This is a genomic window from Pseudonocardia kunmingensis (assembly GCF_006716445.1).
Classification (GTDB): Bacteria; Actinomycetota; Actinomycetes; order Mycobacteriales; family Pseudonocardiaceae; genus Pseudonocardia; species Pseudonocardia kunmingensis.
The window spans coordinates 3,173,029-3,188,026 of the sequence record NZ_VFPA01000001.1 but is presented as its reverse complement, the minus strand read 5'-3'; the positions used below and the strand labels follow the sequence as shown (position 1 = coordinate 3,188,026).

Here is a 14,998-nt window from a genome sequence, read left to right as displayed (position 1 = left end):
CCGCTCTCACACCATTCCTGGCGATCACCCCGGGGAGCCGGGGCGCGAGAGGTACGTGAGCGCGGCCGCGACGACCCGGACGTGCGACTCGGACCGATCACGCAGCACCCAGCACGATCCACCGCTCCGGGAACCCCAGCTGCAGCAGAACCCGCAGGACCCGCAGCGAGTGGGCAGATGTGTCAGAAGTAGTGGCCCGCGAGGCGGTAGCGCCGGCGCACCGTCACCGAGCCCATCCCGGCCCGGCCGTGCACCACGAAGTGCGGCGCGCCGGGCCGGCGGACCGACGGCACACTGCTCTTGACCGTGCCCATGCTCGCGACGACGTCGTCGACGTTCGCGGTGGCATCGTCGGGCACGAGGAGCTTCGCCGACCCCGCGCCGAGGTCGACCTCGATGTCGACGACCGGGTGCGGGAGCGGCGTGTCGCAGAAGTCGAGCACCACCGAGCCCATCGCGCTCTGCAGCCGCAGGCGCGCGGGCACGTCCCACGCGCCGCTGCGCTTGATCGTGGACATCCCGGCGCGGAGCACGACCGGCGGCGCGTCGGACGGCACGTCCGGCACGGCGGCGGCGCCGACGGCCGGGTCGGCGCCCGGCAGGTCGGCCAGCGGCGGGCGCAGGTCGGCCTCGTAACGGGCGGCGTAGACGACGGCGAGCCGCTCCTCCAGCTCGCTCAGCGTGATCCGGCCCTCGGCGAGCGCCTGGTGCAGCCGCTGGGCCGCCTGCTCGCGGTCGGCGTCGGAGATGCGGATCCCGCGGGGCTCGGGCGACGACAGCGACTCGCTCACGGGCGAAGCGTAACGGCGCCCGCCCGCGGCGCGCGGGGCATGCAGGAGCCGCCCCCGGTGGAGGCGCGAGCACGATTCCCCCGAGCGCTACCCTGGCCCGCGATGCCCGAGACCACGAGCCTGCGCGGCTGGGGACGCACCGCGCCCACCCTGGCGACCGTCCTGCACCCCCGCTCGGCCGAGGAGGTGGCGGCGGCGGTCACCGCCGCGGGGCCGCGCGGGATCATCGCCCGCGGGCTCGGGCGCTCCTACGGTGACCCGGCCCAGAACGCGGGCGGCGCCGTGCTGGACATGACCGGCATCGCCAGGATCCACTCGATCGACCCCGACACCGGCCTGGCGGACCTCGACGCGGGCGTCAGCCTCGACACCCTGATGCGCGCCGCGCTGCCGCACGGGCTGTGGGTGCCGGTGCTGCCCGGCACCCGGCAGGTCACGATCGGCGGCGCGATCGGCAGCGACATCCACGGCAAGAACCACCACACCAAGGGCAGCTTCGGCAACCACGTCCGCTCCCTGGACCTGGTGACGGCCGACGGGACGGTCCGCACGCTGACGCCCGACGGCCCGGAGTCCGAGCTGTTCTGGGCCACCGTCGGCGGCATGGGCCTCACCGGGGTGGTCGTGCGGGCCACCGTGGCGCTGCACCGCACCGAGTCGGCGTACTTCGTGGTGGACACCGACCGCACCGCCGACCTCGACGAGCTGATGGCGCTGCTCACCGACGGCTCGGACGACACGTACGGCTACTCGGCCGCCTGGTTCGACACCACCACGACGGGCGCCCAGCTGGGCCGCGCGGTGCTCACCCGCGGCTCGCTCGCCACCGTGGACCAGCTGCCGCCGAAGCTGCGCGGCGAACCCCTGAAGTTCGACGCGCCGCAGCTGCTGGCGCTCCCGGACGTCTTCCCGAACGGGCTGGCCAACCGCTACACGCTGCGCGCGTTCAGCGAGCTCTGGTACCGCAAGGCGCCGAAGCGGCAGCGGGGCTCGATCCAGAACATCACCGCCTTCTACCAGGTGCTCGACCTGTTCGGGGACTGGAACCGGGTCTACGGCTCGCGCGGCTTCCTGCAGTACCAGTTCCTGGTGCCGTTCGGCGAGGAGCCGACGTTCCGCCGGGTCGTCGAGAAGATCGCCGCGTCGCCGCACGCGTCCGGGCTCAACGTCCTCAAGCGCTTCGGTGAGGCCAACCCGGCGCCGCTGTCGTTCCCCCGGCCGGGCTGGACCATCACGGTCGACTTCCCGGTCGAGCGCGGGCTGCACCGCTTCTGCGACGAGCTGGACGAGCTCGTGCTCGGCGCGGGCGGCCGGTTGTACCTGGCGAAGGAGTCGCGCACCAGCGCGGCCGCCTTCCGCCGCGGCTACCCGCGCTTCGACGAGTGGCGCAAGGTTCGCGACGCCGCCGACCCCGAGGGCGTCTTCACCTCCGACATGGCCCGAAGGCTGGAGCTCAACTGATGATCGACGCCGTGGGCAACCCGCAGAGCATCCTGCTGCTGGGCGGCACCTCCGAGATCGGCCTCGCCGTCGTCGAGGCGTTCGCGAACGACCGGCCCCTGCGCGTGGTGCTCGCCGCCCGCCCGTCGGAGCGCCTCGACGCCGCGCGCGCCCGGCTGGAGGCACGCGGCTGCGCCGTGGAGACCGTCGCGTTCGACGCCTCGGAGCTCGACACGCACACCGACGTCATCCGCAAGGCGTTCACCGGCGGCGACATCGACGTGGCGCTCGTGGCGTTCGGCCTGCTCGGCGACAACGAGCAGGCGTGGACCGACGTGTCCACCGCCGTCGAGCTGGCGCAGGTCAACTACACCGCCGCGGTGTCGGTGGGCGTGGCGCTCGCGGACAAGCTGCGTGAGCAGGGCCACGGCGCGCTGGTGGCGTTCTCGTCCGTGGCGGGCGAACGCGCCCGGCGCTCGAACTTCGTCTACGGCTCCACCAAGGCGGGGCTGGACGCGTTCTACACCGGGCTCACCGAGGCGCTGCGCCCGTACGGCGTCGGCGTCACGATCGTGCGGCCCGGTTTCGTGCACACGAGGATGACCGAAGGACTGCGGCCCGCGCCGCTGTCCACCACGCCGGAGGCCGTCGCCGCGGTCACCGTCGACGCCGTGCGCAAGCACCGCGAGCTGGTCTGGGCCCCCGCGCCGCTGCGCCTGGTGATGAGCGTGCTGCGGCACCTGCCGCGCGCGGTGTTCCGCCGGCTGCCGGTCTGAGCCCCGGCCGGACACCAGGACCATCGCCTGCCCGTTCGCGGGACTCGCCGTGCTCGAACGGGAGACTCGCCGTGCTTCAACGGGAGACTCGCCGACGATCCGGCGAGTCTCCCGTTCTGACCGGGCGAGTCCCCCGTTCTGACCGACGCTGCCACCGCCCTCCCGCCACATGGGTGCAGTCCAGCGGCGGGAGGGCGGCGCTCCCCGGCGCTCGCGTGGCTCGTCAGCTGCCCGCGTGCAGGTACCCGCCGCGGATGTACTCGGCGCGGTCGTAGTCGGCCCACATGTCCATCTCGCTGCGGTGCGCCGCGCGCCTGCGCTGCGCGTTGGACAGCGCCGTCGCCAGCGTGGCCGGCCGGAACGGGGTCGCGGCGTGTCGGGGCTCGGGGAGGAACGGCTCCTGCGTGACCCCCGCCTCCGCGAGCGCCCGCCGCCGAGCGGCGAACCGGGCCGCGGCGGTGGCCAGCGCGTCGTCCGCGGTGGCGGCGACGGGCGGCAGCGTGACGGGGCGGGCGCGCAGGCGTCCGAGCGTGCGGGCGGCGCGCACCGGCAGCCGCGCCAGGGCGGGGCCGATCGCGCGCAGCCGGCGCCGCGACGGCTCCTCCACCAGGTGGTGGGCCAGCGCCGCCGCCCCCACCGTGGCCAGCAGCACGAGCCCGCCGACGACGTGGGCGAGCACGGTGTGCGACGCCAGCACGGTGAAGCGCGCCAGCGCGAGCCAGTACACCTCGAACAGCGGGATGTGCACGAGGTAGAGGCAGTAGGACAGGCGCCCGCCGTAGACCAGCCACGGCGTGGACAGGACGGTCGCGGGCCCGCGGTCGGCCACCGCGAGTGCCGCCACGAGCAGCGGGAACAGCAGCAGGACCGCACCGCCCCGGCCCGGCGCGACGAGCTCGCCGGCCAGCAGGCCCGCGGCGACCACCACCGGCAGCACCGCCGCGACGACGGAGGCGCGGCGGCGCGCGGCCGGCGTCCACGACGTCCGGCGGACGGCCAGGTGGACGAGCGCCCCGGCGCCGAACCCGCAGAGGATCCGCACCAGCCAGCTCCACGGAAAGTACGGCGTGCCCGCGCTCAGGTAGGCCCACGCCATCGGGGCCATCAGCACCACGGCACCACCGGCGAGGACGACCGCCGGGAGCCGCCGCATCCGGAACAGTACGAGCGCGGCCACCGGGAACAGCAGGTACGCGAGCCACTCCGCGCTGATCGACCACGTGGAGCCCACCCACGAGGCGCCGTCGAAGCGGGCGTCGTCCCACAGCTGCACCATGAACAGCTGCTGGACGTACTGGCCCGCGTCGAGCACCGGCTGCACGGCCTGGAACGCGATGTCGCCGTCGTCGCCGACCGTCGCCCGCACCACGAGCCAGACGCCGAACACGTGCAGCACCAGCGCGTACGCGGGCCACAGCCGGCAGGCCCGTGCCCATACGAACCGCGCGGTGGCGCGGGCCCGCAGTGCGGGGCCGAGCTCGTCGAGGTAGGTGTAGGCGATCACGAACCCGCTGAGGACGAAGAACAGGTCGACGCCGAGCGCACCCGCCGTGACCAGCGGCCCCAGCACCCCGACGACCTCCGCGACGCCGGGCAGCGGGGTGAAGTGGAAGTGGAACAGCACCACCCACGCCGCCGCCACGGCTCGCAGCCCGGTGAGCCCTCGCAGCTCCCCCGCGAGGGAGGCTTGAGTACCGGATGGGGTGGCCGTGGGGCTCGCGGTCGTCACGTTCGGGGAAACGAAACCCGTCAGACCAGCGGTGCGAGTGACACCCGGAACGTACCGTCTTGGAGGGTGGCGTCACGCACCGCTTCCACTCTGCTCGGCCGTTCGGGTGGACCGGCACCGGCGTGTCCGGCGCGGGTTACACGCCTGTAAGCCACGCTGAGCTACCAGCGGTCGAGGTGCAGGACCGTGTCGAGGGGCTCGCGGGGCGCCGGCCGGAAGGTCTCACCGGTGAAGTACGCGGTGGGCAGCAGCACACCCTGGCGCACCTGCGGCGGGATGCCGAGCAGCTCGCCGACCTCCTTCTCGTAGGGCAGGTGCAGCGTCGTCCACGCGCTGCCCAGCCCGCGCGCCCGCGCGGCGAGCTGGTAGCTCCACGCGGCGGGGAGCAATGATCCCCACAGGCCCGCCTGGTTGCCGGCCGGCAGCTCGTCGCCCACGGTGATGCAGGCGATGACGTGCACCGGCACGTCGCCCATCACCTCGGCGAGGTGGTCGGCGGAGCTGGCGACGCGCGTGCCGACCGCCTGCCGTTCCTGGCTCAGGTGCGCGTTGCGCTTTTCCCGACCGACGCTGTAGCGCTCGTAGGAGCGCCGGTAGTAGTCACCGATCTGCCGGCGCAGCCCGGCGTCGGTGACCACCATCCAGTGCCAGCCCTGCTGGTTGCTGCCGGTCGGGGCCTGCAGGGCGATCTCGATGCTCTCGCGGACGAGCTCGAGCGGCACCGGGCGCTCCAGGTCGAGCCGCTTGCGGACCGACCGCGTCGTGGTGAGCAGTTCGTCGGGGCCGAGTGGGAGCGTCATGTCCACAGATCATGCCGCCGCTCGTCGCGGCCCGCCATGCGCCGGACACGGTCGGTGCCACCCGCACCCCCCGCCCGTGAGCCCGTGCGGGTCACGCTCACGGCGGCGTCACGGCCCGTGTCTAAGCTGCCCACCGTGCTCTCGCCCGCGCGGACCGATGCGCCGGGCAGCCGACAGGACCCCCACCGCGGAGACCGCTCCACCACCCCCACCGTTCCGGCGCGCGGCCCGCGGAGGGTCGCCGGGCTGCTCGGCCTGCTCGCCGTGCTCGCCGCCGTCGCGTTCCCGCTCGCCCCGGTGCAGCAGCCCGTCGTCACCTACTCCTGGACCGCGGCCGACGGCCCCACCGCGATCCCGCTGCTGCCCTACCAGCCCGTCGAGCTGACCGCGGGCACGAGCTGCGCCACCGTCCGCGACGCGCCCGCCGGGCAGGTCCTGCTGTCCACGGTCCCGCTGCGCGCCGACCCGGCGGCCGAGCCGCTGCACGGCCTGCGGCTCACCGCGGACGGCACCGGCCTGCGCGTCGCGAGCGCGGGCGTCGAGCTGGGCACGGTCGAGGTGCCGGCCGGCGACTGCACGCTGTCGCTGGAGTCCGGCACCGCACGCACCAGCATCCTGGTCGACGGTGCTCCCGCGCTCGTCCGCGACGGGGACGTGCGACCCGACGTCGCGGGAGCGTTCTCCGAGGCGTCGGCGGGGGTGGACGTGGAACTGCGGGCCGACACCCGCTTCGCCACCAGCATCTCGCCGCTGAAGGCGGCCATCGGCGCCGTCGGCGTGCTCGCGCTGCTCGGCACGCTACTGGCGCTCCGCGCGGCCGACCGCGCCGTCACCCGGCCGGTGCGGGTGCTGCCGCGGGGATGGTGGCGGCCGCGACCGGTCGACGCGGTCGTGACGGCCGGGCTCGTCGTGTGGTGGGCCGTCGGGGCGATCACGGTGGACGACGGCTACATCGCAGGCATCGTGCGCAGCGCCGGGAGCAACGGGTTCATCGGCAACGCCTACCGCTGGCTGAACGCCCCCGAAGCACCCTTCAGCTGGTTCTACGAGCTGTACCACCTGTGGTCGCTCGTCTCGGCGTCGGCGCCGTGGATGCGCGTGCCCTCCACGGTGCTGGGCCTGCTGTGCTGGTGGCTGTTGTCGCGGCTGGTGCTCCCCCGGCTCGGGCGGTTCGCGGCGCGACCGTCCACCCCGTGGCTGGCCGCGCTGGCCTTCGCCACCTGGTGGGTCCCCTTCGGCCTGGGGCTGCGGCCGGAGCCGTGGGTGGTTGTCGGGGCGCTCGCCGTGTTCCTCGCGGTCGAGCGCGCCGTGGCCACCTCGCGGGTGCTGCCGCTGGCCGTGGGCCTCGTCCTCGCCGGTGCCACCACCGCCGTGACGCCCGCCGGGCTGCTCGCGTTCACCCCCTTCCTCGCGGCGGCCCTGCCGCTGCTGCGGCTGCTGCGCAGGCGCCGGGACCTGCACGTGCTGCCGCTGGTGGCCGCGCTCGTGGCCGCGCCCGCGTCCGCGGTGTGGCTCATGGTGCCCGACCAGAGCCTCGCCGGGACGCTGGAGTCCGTGCGGGTGCGCACCGCCATCGGCGGTGACGAGCCGTGGTACGCGGAGTTCGAGCGGTACGCGCTCCTGCTCGAGCCCGAGTCGTTCCAGGGTGCGATCGGGCGCCGCGCCGCGGTGCTCGCCACGCTGCTCGCGGCGGCCGGCGTGCTGTGGGCCCTGCCGCGCGTCCGCGCCGGCATCGCGACCGGGCCCGCCCGGCGCCTGGTCGTGGGCCTGCTGCTGAGCGTCGCCACGTTGACGCTGTCGCCCACCAAGTGGACGCAGCACTTCGGCGACCTCGGCGGCTACGGCGCCGCGGTGCTCGTGCTCGGCGCCGTCGCCTGGTCGGCGCTGGGGGCACCGCGGACGGTCGCGGCCGGCTGGGCGGGCACCACGGCGGTGGCGGCCGTGGTGGTGGCGGGCTACAACACCTGGCCGACGGTCGGTGCCTGGTTCGACCCGACGTTCAGCACGGTCGTGCCCCAGGTCGCCGGCGTGCCGATGGCCACCATCGTGCTGGTGGCGGGCGGTGTCGTCGTGGCCGTGCTGCTCGCCCGGTCGCTGTGGCGGCGCGCAGGCAGCGGGCCCGACGCCACCGTGCCCCGATGGCTGCCCCCGCCGGCCGCGCTCGTCGCCACGCTGCTCGTCTGCGTGCTGGTGCTGCAGGTGGGCGGCCTCGTCCGGGTCGCGGTCGAGCACCGGGACAGCCACACCCCGGCCACCGACACCGTCGCCACGCTCGCCGGTGAGCGCTGCGGGCTGCAGGAGGAGCTGTCGGTCGAGACCGACCCGGCCGCCGGTCTCCTGCCACTCGCTCCGGGCGAGGCCGCCGGGCACGTCCTGCCCGTGGACGTGGGTGGGCACACGCTGCCCGGGGTGGCGGTCGCCGGACGCACGACCACCCCGTGGTTCCTGCTCGACGCCGAGCAGCGCGCGCAGGCCCTGCCCGTTGTCGTCACGACCTCCGGGTCGACCCGCCCCGGTGACGAGCTCCTCCTCGAGTTCGGCGACGGCGACCGGGTGCTCGAGCGGAGGCGCATCGAGGCCGCGTCCGACGACCCGCGCGATGTCCGCGAGCTCGCGCCCGCGGACGCCGAGACCGTGCGGCTGGTGGTCGACGCGCCCGTGACCGCCGCCCGCCCGGCCGCCGTGGCGGCGCTGCCGCGCGTCCCGCGGTTGACGCCGATGTCGCAGCTGCTGCCGCCCGGCAGCACCGCGATCCTCGACTGGCCCGTCGCGTTCCTGTTCCCCTGCCTCACCCCGGCGCCGCTGCCGCCCGGGTCGGCGACGCTCCCGGCCTGGCGGGTGGGCCCGCCCGCCGAGGACGCAGGCGCCGCGATCACCTACCAGCCACGGATCGGTGGACCCTTCGCCGCACCGCGACAACTGATCACCGAACAGCGGATGGCGACCTACCTCGCGGGCGATCCGGTCCGCGACCCCGCTCAGCTCTACCGGTGGGCCCCGATCGGACCGCTCGCCGCGGCCCGGCCCACCGTCGGCGCGCAGACGGTGCCCGGATGGCACCGCGACGGGCACGCACGCGTGCCGGACGTGGACCCGGTCGGCTGACCCCGGCCCGGCCGGGACGGCGTCCGGACCGCACAATGAGCGCAGCCGAACGCAGACCGCACCGACCGGAGGACGGCCGCCCCGCATGCTTCGCACACCGGACAGCACCGACCGGGCGCAGAACCCGCCCGCCGCCCAGGAGCACCCGCAGGCGCAGGACGGCGGCACCCCTGCCCGGTTGCTCGCCCAGCGCGGCCTGTTCTTCGGCCCCACCGCGCTCGTTCCCGAGGACCTCTACTCCGCGGTCGAGAAGGGCACCGCTCGGCGCGAGCGCGACCGGGTGACGCTCGCCCCTGGGGCCCGGGTCAGCACCAACAGCTACTTCGGGCGGTTCCACGCCACCTACTGGCAGCGCTGGACCGACGTCGGCGAGGTCGAGGTGTCGGCCGTGGCCGCCGGCACCGGCCGCGTGCGGCTGATGGCGTCGGACACCAACAAGGTGTGGCGCATCGTGGCCTCCTGCGACCTGCGGGACGCGGACGCCACCCCCGTGCGCCTGGTCGGCGCGATCGACCGCTTCGTCGACGGCGGCGGCATGTGGCTCGAGATCACCACCGAGACCGGCGAGCTCACCGTGTCCGACGTGCGCTGGACGGTGGCCGCCACCCGCCCGGTGCCGGCCACGGACGTCGCCATCTGCACGCACAACCGCGTCGACGACTGCCTGAACACGCTGCAGGCGCTGGCCGACGACCCCGGCGCGCAGGAGCGCGTGCGCACCGTCCACGTGGTCGACCAGGGCAGCGACCCGGTCGAGTCGCGCGAGCGGTTCAGCGGCATCGCCGCGGCGCTCGGCGAGCGCCTGCACTACGTGCGCCAGCGCAACCTCGGCGGTGCCGGCGGCTTCACCCGCGGCATGTTCCACGCCACCGAGGGCGCGCCCGACGAGCACGCCGACGTCCTGTTCATGGACGACGACGTGCTGCTGGAGCCGGAGATCCTCGTGCGGCTCACCGCGTTCGCCGCGAGCACGCGTCAGCCGACCATCGTCGGCGGGCAGATGCTCAACCTGCTCCATCCCGGCCACCTGCACATCTCGGCCGAGTACGCCGACCCCGAACAGCTCCAGATGGGGCTGAAGGTCCCCGGCGCCCTGCGCGAGGCCTACCTGCTCGGCGAGGACGAGCGGCGGTTGCCCGTCAACCAGGAGCGCCGCGTCGACACCGAGTACAACGGCTGGTGGTCCTGCCTGATCCCGGCGGCCGTCGTCCGCGAGATCGGCTACCCGCTGCCGCTGTTCCTGCAGTGGGACGACATCGAGTACGGCTACCGGGCCCGCGCCCACGGCTTCCCCACCGTCTCCCTCCCCGGCGCCGGCGTCTGGCACGCCGACTTCGGGTGGAAGGACGGCGACGAGTGGCAGCGCTACTTCACCATCCGCAACGGGCTGATCATGGCCGCGCTGCACAGCGGCTTCTCGATCCCCAGGATCACCCGACGGCTCGGCCAGCTGCTGTCGCAGCAGCTCGTGGGCATGCAGTACGGGTTGTCTGCCACCCTGCTGAAGGCCGTCGAGGACTTCCTGAACGGCCCCGAGACCCTCTGGGACGGCTCGGCAGGCGCGCTCGCCGAGGTCCGGAAGATCCGGGCGGAGTACCCGGAGACGGTCATGCACCCGATGTCCGAGGCCACGGGCGACTTCCGGGAGCGCCAGGTGGTCCGCGCCGCCAACGAACCGGGCTCCGAGACCCTCACCTGGCTCAAGCGCGCCGCGTACCACCTCACCGGGCGCGCGGTGCACCGCACCGGCTCCGTCCCGGCAGGTGACGCGCACTGGTGGCACGTCTCCACGTTCGAACGCGCGATCGTCACGGACATGTCCGAGCAGGGCTTCCGGGTGCGCACCCGCGACAAGCAGACCGCGCTCGAGCTCACCCGGCGCGCGGCCCACACGCTGCGCCGCTTCGTGCGCGAGGGGCCCGCGGTCGCGGCCCGCTACCGCGCGGAGATGGGCCGGCTCTCCAGCCGGGAGAACTGGGCGCGGCTGTACGGGATGGACGACTGAGCGAGGTCCCACTGACGAACGGCACTCTCGTCGGTACCTAGCCGACGAGAGTGCCGTTCGTCAGCCGGGGTTCCGGTCGAACACCTCGCGCGCCCACGCCTCCCGGCTGGAGAGCTCCGGCAGCGCGTCGCGGTAGCGCCTGCGCAGCTCCGGCCACGCCTTCGCGATATCCCGGCACTGGCCGACCGCGGTCTTGAGCATGGCGCGGAACATCGCCGGGTCGCGCCGGCGGAACGTCACGCCGCGCCCGTCGGGCGTCGAGACGGTCGCCGAGTCGAGCCGGGACAGCACGAACCACTGCGCGTTGCGGGCGGGCACGTTGCGCTGCGGCACGGCCTGGTGCGCCGGGTCGGGAGCGCGCAGGTTGTGCAGCACGCTCTGCGCGAGGCCCTTCACCGTGCCGACCTTGCCCTTCGGCGGCTGCGGGAACAGCTGGGCGGACAGGGCGTCCAGGTCGGACAGCGGCACCTGGGTGGCGGAGTCCAGCGGGCGGCCGTCGTCGTACTCGGCGCGCTTCGCGCGGATCTCCCCGAGCACCGTGGGCAGCGTGGGGAACAGCCGCTCCGGTCCGGCGAGGAAGTCGCGCAGGGCCATCTCCTGCAGCGCCACCGCCGAGTACTCCAGCAGCAGCAGGTGGCGCAGCGTGCGCTTGAGCGTGTCGCGCAGCAGCGCCGTGGGGTTCTCCGGGCCGTGCAGCGTGGCCGCGACGAACCGGTTGCGGTAGTGGAAGTAGGCCTGCCAGTCGCTCGTGTCGTCCTTCTCCAGGAACGACATGTGCCAGATCGCGATGCCGGGCACCGTGGCGGTGCGGTAGCCCTTCGCGCGGGCACGCAGGCCGTACTCGGTGTCGTCGCACTTGATGAACAGCGGCAGCGGCATGCCCACGTCCTCGGCGACCGCGCGCGGGATCAGGCACATCCACCAGGCGTTGTAGTCGACGTCGGTGCGCCGGTGCAGCCACGGCGTCTGGCGCAGCGTCTGGTCGGCCAGGTCGTGGTGCGGCTCGGTGCCGGGGGCGTTGCGCCACAGCAGCGTGCCGCGGTCGACGACCTCGCCCATCGTCGAGAGCTGCGAGCGCGCCTGCAGCGACAGCATCTGCCCGCCGACCAGCATCGGCTCGCGGGAGTAGCGGGAGAACGCGACGGCCCGCAGCACCGAGTCCGGCTCGAGGAGGATGTCGTCGTCCATGTAGAGGATCTGCTCGCAGTCGGTGTGCTCGAGCGCCTCGTACATGATCCGCGCGTAGCCACCGGACCCGCCGAGGTTCGGCTGGTCGATGATCCGCAGCTTGTCGCCCAGCAGGGCGGCGGCCTGCTCGAAGCCCGGCTCGTCGCGCACCTTCTTCGTGCCCTGGTCGGGCACGATCACCGCGGTGAGCGCCTCGCGCACCAGCGGGTCCTCGCCGAGCGCGGTGAGCGTGGCCACGCAGTCGGCGGGCCGGTTGAACGTCGGCGTACCGACGGTGACCGCGGCCCGGCCCGTCGGCTCCTCGGCCGCGTACCAGCCGCCGGCGTGCAGCGTGAGGTCGCCCTCGGCCGTGGTGACGTCGAACCAGTACCAGCCGCCGTCCTCGAAGGGGCGCAGGTCCAGCGCCATGTCCAGCTCGTGCCGGCCCGGCCCCTGCAGCACGGCCCCGCGCTCGAAGATCGGCGAGCCGTCGGACTTGGTGCGGTAGACGTCGATCCGGCCCGTGCCCTCCAGCGAGAGCTTCAGGTGCACCTCGGTGAGCCGGCTCCAGCGCCGCCAGTAGGACGCCGCGAACGCGTTGAAGTAGGCGCCGAAGGACACCTCGCTCTGCTCGGGCACCACGGCCGAGGTCCGCGACGTGGCCCGCAGCCGCCGCGCGCTGACGGCCGAGCCCACGAGGCCGATCTTCGCCGTGGACGGGGGCGCGTCCGGGGTGGGCACGGTGGTGAGCCGGATCCCGGTCCGCTCGTCCAGGTACAGCGAGCGCACGCTCATGGGATCGCCGGTGCGCGGCAGGATCACCCGCTGCAGCAGGTTGCCGCCGTGCGCCGGCGGCACCGCCCCCGGTCGGGGCGACGGGGACGGGCGGGTCGGCGTCTCGGAGATCGTCATCGAGGAGGGGTCCTGTGTCGTCGAGGGCCGGGTCGGCAGGGCACGGGCGTGCGCGCCCGATGTCCGAGAGTAGCGACGCCGCGCGGGGCCCGGTCCCGGTGGGGCATCGGCGTGCCGTGACCACCCGTGATCGTTCCGAGATCGGGCTCCTGCGTCCTTCTCGGGCCGACGCGGTCGATCTCGAACCGATCACGGCCCGGGAGATCGGTGCGAGACCCGGAGGAACGCCCGCTACGGGACGTTCGACGCGATCTCGGGCCGATCACGGGCCGACGCACGCGGAGGGTGGTTGACTCCCCGGGGAACATCGGGGAGGGCACGCGGTGATCGTCGGGAAGGTCGTCCGGGGGCGGGCCCGTGCCTGAGCTCGGGACGCTGCGGCGCCTCGTCGTCCCGGTGCTGCTGCCCGCCGCGGTGTTCGGCGTCGGGCAGGGGGCCGCCGTCCCGGTCGTGGCCCTGCAGGCCAGGGAGCTCGGCGCCTCGGTCGGCGTCGCGGGCCTCGTCGTCGCCCTGCTCGGGCTGGGCCAGGTGCTCGGCGACCTGCCGGCCGGGCGCATCGTCGCCCGCATCGGCGAGCGGGCGGCCGTGCTGCTCGGCAGCGCCGTCGGGGCCGCCGGAGCGGCGCTCGGCCTGCTGTCCTGGTCACCGGTCGTGCTCGGGATCGGGGTCGGCCTGTTCGGCGTGGCGAGCTCGGTGTGGGGGCTCGCCCGGCAGGCCTACATCATCGAGACGGTCCCGCTCGCGCAGCGGGCCCGGACGCTGTCGGCCATGGCGGGCCTGTCCCGCCTCGGCACCCTGCTCGGACCGTTCCTCGGAGCCGGGGTCGTGCTGCTGCTCGGTCCGCGCGGCGGCTTCCTGGTGCAGCTCGCCGCCGTGCTGGTGGCGGCGGCTCTGATGGCCGCGATGCCGCGCGTGAAGGCCGACCGCCGCGCCGCCGGCCCGACCCGGACGTTGCGCGCCGTGCTCGCCGAGCACCACCGGGTGCTGCGCACGCTCGGCACGGGCGCGCTGCTGCTGGGCGCCGCACGGGCCTCCCGCACCGCGGTGCTGCCGCTGTGGGCCGACCACATCGGGCTCGACGCCGCCACCACCAGCCTGCTGTTCGGGGTCGGGGCCGCCGTCGACGTCGCGCTGTCCTACCCGGCCGGGCGGTGGATGGACCTGCGCGGCCGCCGCCCCGTCGCCGTTGCGTCGCTGGTGGCGTTCGCCGCGGCCCACGTCGTGCTGCCGTTCGCGGGCGGGCTGGTCGCGCTCGGCGTCGTCGCGGTGCTGATGGGCCTGGCCAACGGCCTGAGCAACGGCGTGATCATGACGCTCGGCGCCGACGCCGCGCCGGTGCAGGGGCGCGCCGAGTTCCTGGGCGCCTTCCGGCTCTGCCACGACATCGGCATGCTGACCGGGCCCCTGCTGCTCGCCGGCGTCGCAGCGGCGGCCACGCTGAGCGCGGGCTCCGTGGCGCTGGGAGCGGTGTCGACTCTGGGCGCCGCCGGCATGGCCCGCTGGGTGCCGCGGCGCGGGGCCGCATCCGGATGACGACCGGCCGCGGCGCGCCCAGCGTGGCGGGCCTCGTCGCCCCCGCCCCCGCCGGGCCCTCCCGTAGGGCGTCTACCCCGGGATAGACGCTTGCGTCTATCCCGGGGTAGACTTAGAATTTGAGCAAGCCGAGGGACATCGTCAAGCGCATCAGCCGGGAGGCCAAGCGCCAGAACCTCGACTTCGCCCTCCACCGCGAGGGCGCCAACCACACGATCTACACGCTCGACGGGCTGAAGATCCCGATCCCACGACACCGTGACGTCAACGAGATGACCACCGAAGGGATCTACCGCGAGTGCGAGCAGAAGCTCGGGAAAGGCTGGTGGAGACGATGAGCACGTACACGGCGCACGTCACCCGCAGCGGCCGCTACTGGCACATCCACATCCCCGAGATCGACCGCGTCACCCAGGCGCGCAACGTCGGCGAGATCGATGTCATGGCCCGCGACCTGATCGCCGTCATGCTCGACATCGAACCGGACTCGTTCACCGTGGATGTCCAGGTCACCATGCCCGCCTCAGTCCGGGAGCACCTCGACCGCGCCGAACAACTGCGCGCCGAGGAACTCCGCCTGCGCTCCGAAGCGGCCGCAGAGGTGCGCGCCGCGGCGCTGGAGCTGAAGGAGTCCGGCATCCCGCTGCGGGACCTCGGGAAGCTCCTCGGCGTGTCGCATCAGCGAGCACACCAGCTCGTCAGCTCCTGAAGTTCGCACCACGCTCGCGCACCTCCGGGAT

Annotated in this window: 11 protein-coding genes; 7 read left to right on the top strand and 4 right to left on the bottom strand. The window is 74.3% G+C overall.

Translation table 11 applies throughout. The features are described 5' to 3' along the window. Positions 1-182 precede the first annotated feature (182 nt). Positions 183-791, bottom strand: coding sequence for a DUF1707 domain-containing protein (locus FB558_RS15220; RefSeq protein ID WP_142053205.1), 609 nt, complete (start codon positions 789-791; stop codon positions 183-185). Positions 792-893: 102 nt separating this feature from the next. Between FB558_RS15220 and dprE1 the strand changes: the two genes are divergently transcribed. Together dprE1 and dprE2 are read left to right on the top strand one after the other, a co-directional pair. Beyond that, complete coding sequence (gene dprE1 / locus FB558_RS15215) at positions 894-2,252, top strand: decaprenylphosphoryl-beta-D-ribose oxidase (protein WP_142053203.1); 1,359 nt, start codon at positions 894-896, stop codon at positions 2,250-2,252. Continuing rightward, positions 2,252-3,007: a decaprenylphospho-beta-D-erythro-pentofuranosid-2-ulose 2-reductase gene (gene dprE2, locus FB558_RS15210; RefSeq protein WP_142053201.1), complete on the top strand. Its 756-nt coding sequence runs from the start codon at positions 2,252-2,254 to the stop codon at positions 3,005-3,007. The genes dprE1 and dprE2 overlap by 1 nt, the downstream gene beginning before the upstream one ends. Before the next feature lie 223 nt (positions 3,008-3,230). Here the strand turns inward: dprE2 and FB558_RS15205 are convergent, their stop codons facing one another. Next, positions 3,231-4,736 (bottom strand): acyltransferase family protein, encoded by a 1,506-nt coding sequence (locus FB558_RS15205; protein WP_142053199.1) that lies wholly within the window; start codon positions 4,734-4,736, stop codon positions 3,231-3,233. 161 nt (positions 4,737-4,897) lie between these two features. After that, positions 4,898-5,536 (bottom strand): nitroreductase family protein, encoded by a 639-nt coding sequence (locus FB558_RS15200; RefSeq protein ID WP_142053197.1) that lies wholly within the window; start codon positions 5,534-5,536, stop codon positions 4,898-4,900. Between the two features lie 135 nt (positions 5,537-5,671). Between FB558_RS15200 and FB558_RS15195 the strand changes: the two genes are divergently transcribed. Beyond that, positions 5,672-8,641, top strand: a complete 2,970-nt coding sequence (locus tag FB558_RS15195) for an arabinosyltransferase domain-containing protein (protein WP_246106447.1) — start codon at positions 5,672-5,674, stop codon at positions 8,639-8,641. Between the two features lie 85 nt (positions 8,642-8,726). Then, positions 8,727-10,646: a glycosyltransferase gene (locus tag FB558_RS15190; RefSeq protein ID WP_142053193.1), complete on the top strand. Its 1,920-nt coding sequence runs from the start codon at positions 8,727-8,729 to the stop codon at positions 10,644-10,646. A gap of 60 nt (positions 10,647-10,706) precedes the next feature. On the opposite strand, the gene FB558_RS15185 is transcribed toward FB558_RS15190, so the two are convergent. Further along, positions 10,707-12,725 carry a glycosyltransferase gene (locus tag FB558_RS15185; protein ID WP_142053191.1) on the bottom strand — a complete coding sequence of 673 codons (2,019 nt, stop codon included), beginning with the start codon at positions 12,723-12,725 and terminating at the stop codon, positions 10,707-10,709. Between the two features lie 357 nt (positions 12,726-13,082). Here FB558_RS15185 and FB558_RS15180 point away from each other — a divergent pair, with 357 nt between their 5' ends. From FB558_RS15180 to FB558_RS15170, 3 genes are all read left to right on the top strand, one after another. Continuing rightward, positions 13,083-14,258 (top strand): MFS transporter, encoded by a 1,176-nt coding sequence (locus FB558_RS15180; protein WP_142053190.1) that lies wholly within the window; start codon positions 13,083-13,085, stop codon positions 14,256-14,258. Positions 14,259-14,377: 119 nt separating this feature from the next. After that, on the top strand, positions 14,378-14,596 hold the full coding sequence (locus FB558_RS15175) for a hypothetical protein (protein ID WP_142053188.1): 219 nt from the start codon (positions 14,378-14,380) through the stop codon (positions 14,594-14,596). Next, complete coding sequence (locus FB558_RS15170; RefSeq protein ID WP_142053185.1) at positions 14,593-14,967, top strand: hypothetical protein; 375 nt, start codon at positions 14,593-14,595, stop codon at positions 14,965-14,967. The genes FB558_RS15175 and FB558_RS15170 overlap by 4 nt, the downstream gene beginning before the upstream one ends. The last annotated feature ends 31 nt before the right edge of the window (positions 14,968-14,998 follow it).

Bases quoted from the DNA above. Each gene is read 5' to 3' on its own strand.
- FB558_RS15190 (WP_142053193.1), top strand. From the start codon at position 8,727: ATGCTTCGCACACCGGACAGCACCGACCGGGCGCAGAACCCGCCCGCC.
- FB558_RS15185 (WP_142053191.1), bottom strand. From the start codon at position 12,725: ATGACGATCTCCGAGACGCCGACCCGCCCGTCCCCGTCGCCCCGACCG.
- dprE1 (WP_142053203.1), top strand. From the start codon at position 894: ATGCCCGAGACCACGAGCCTGCGCGGCTGGGGACGCACCGCGCCCACC.
- FB558_RS15170 (WP_142053185.1), top strand. From the start codon at position 14,593: ATGAGCACGTACACGGCGCACGTCACCCGCAGCGGCCGCTACTGGCAC.
- dprE2 (WP_142053201.1), top strand. From the start codon at position 2,252: ATGATCGACGCCGTGGGCAACCCGCAGAGCATCCTGCTGCTGGGCGGC.
- FB558_RS15200 (WP_142053197.1), bottom strand. From the start codon at position 5,536: ATGACGCTCCCACTCGGCCCCGACGAACTGCTCACCACGACGCGGTCG.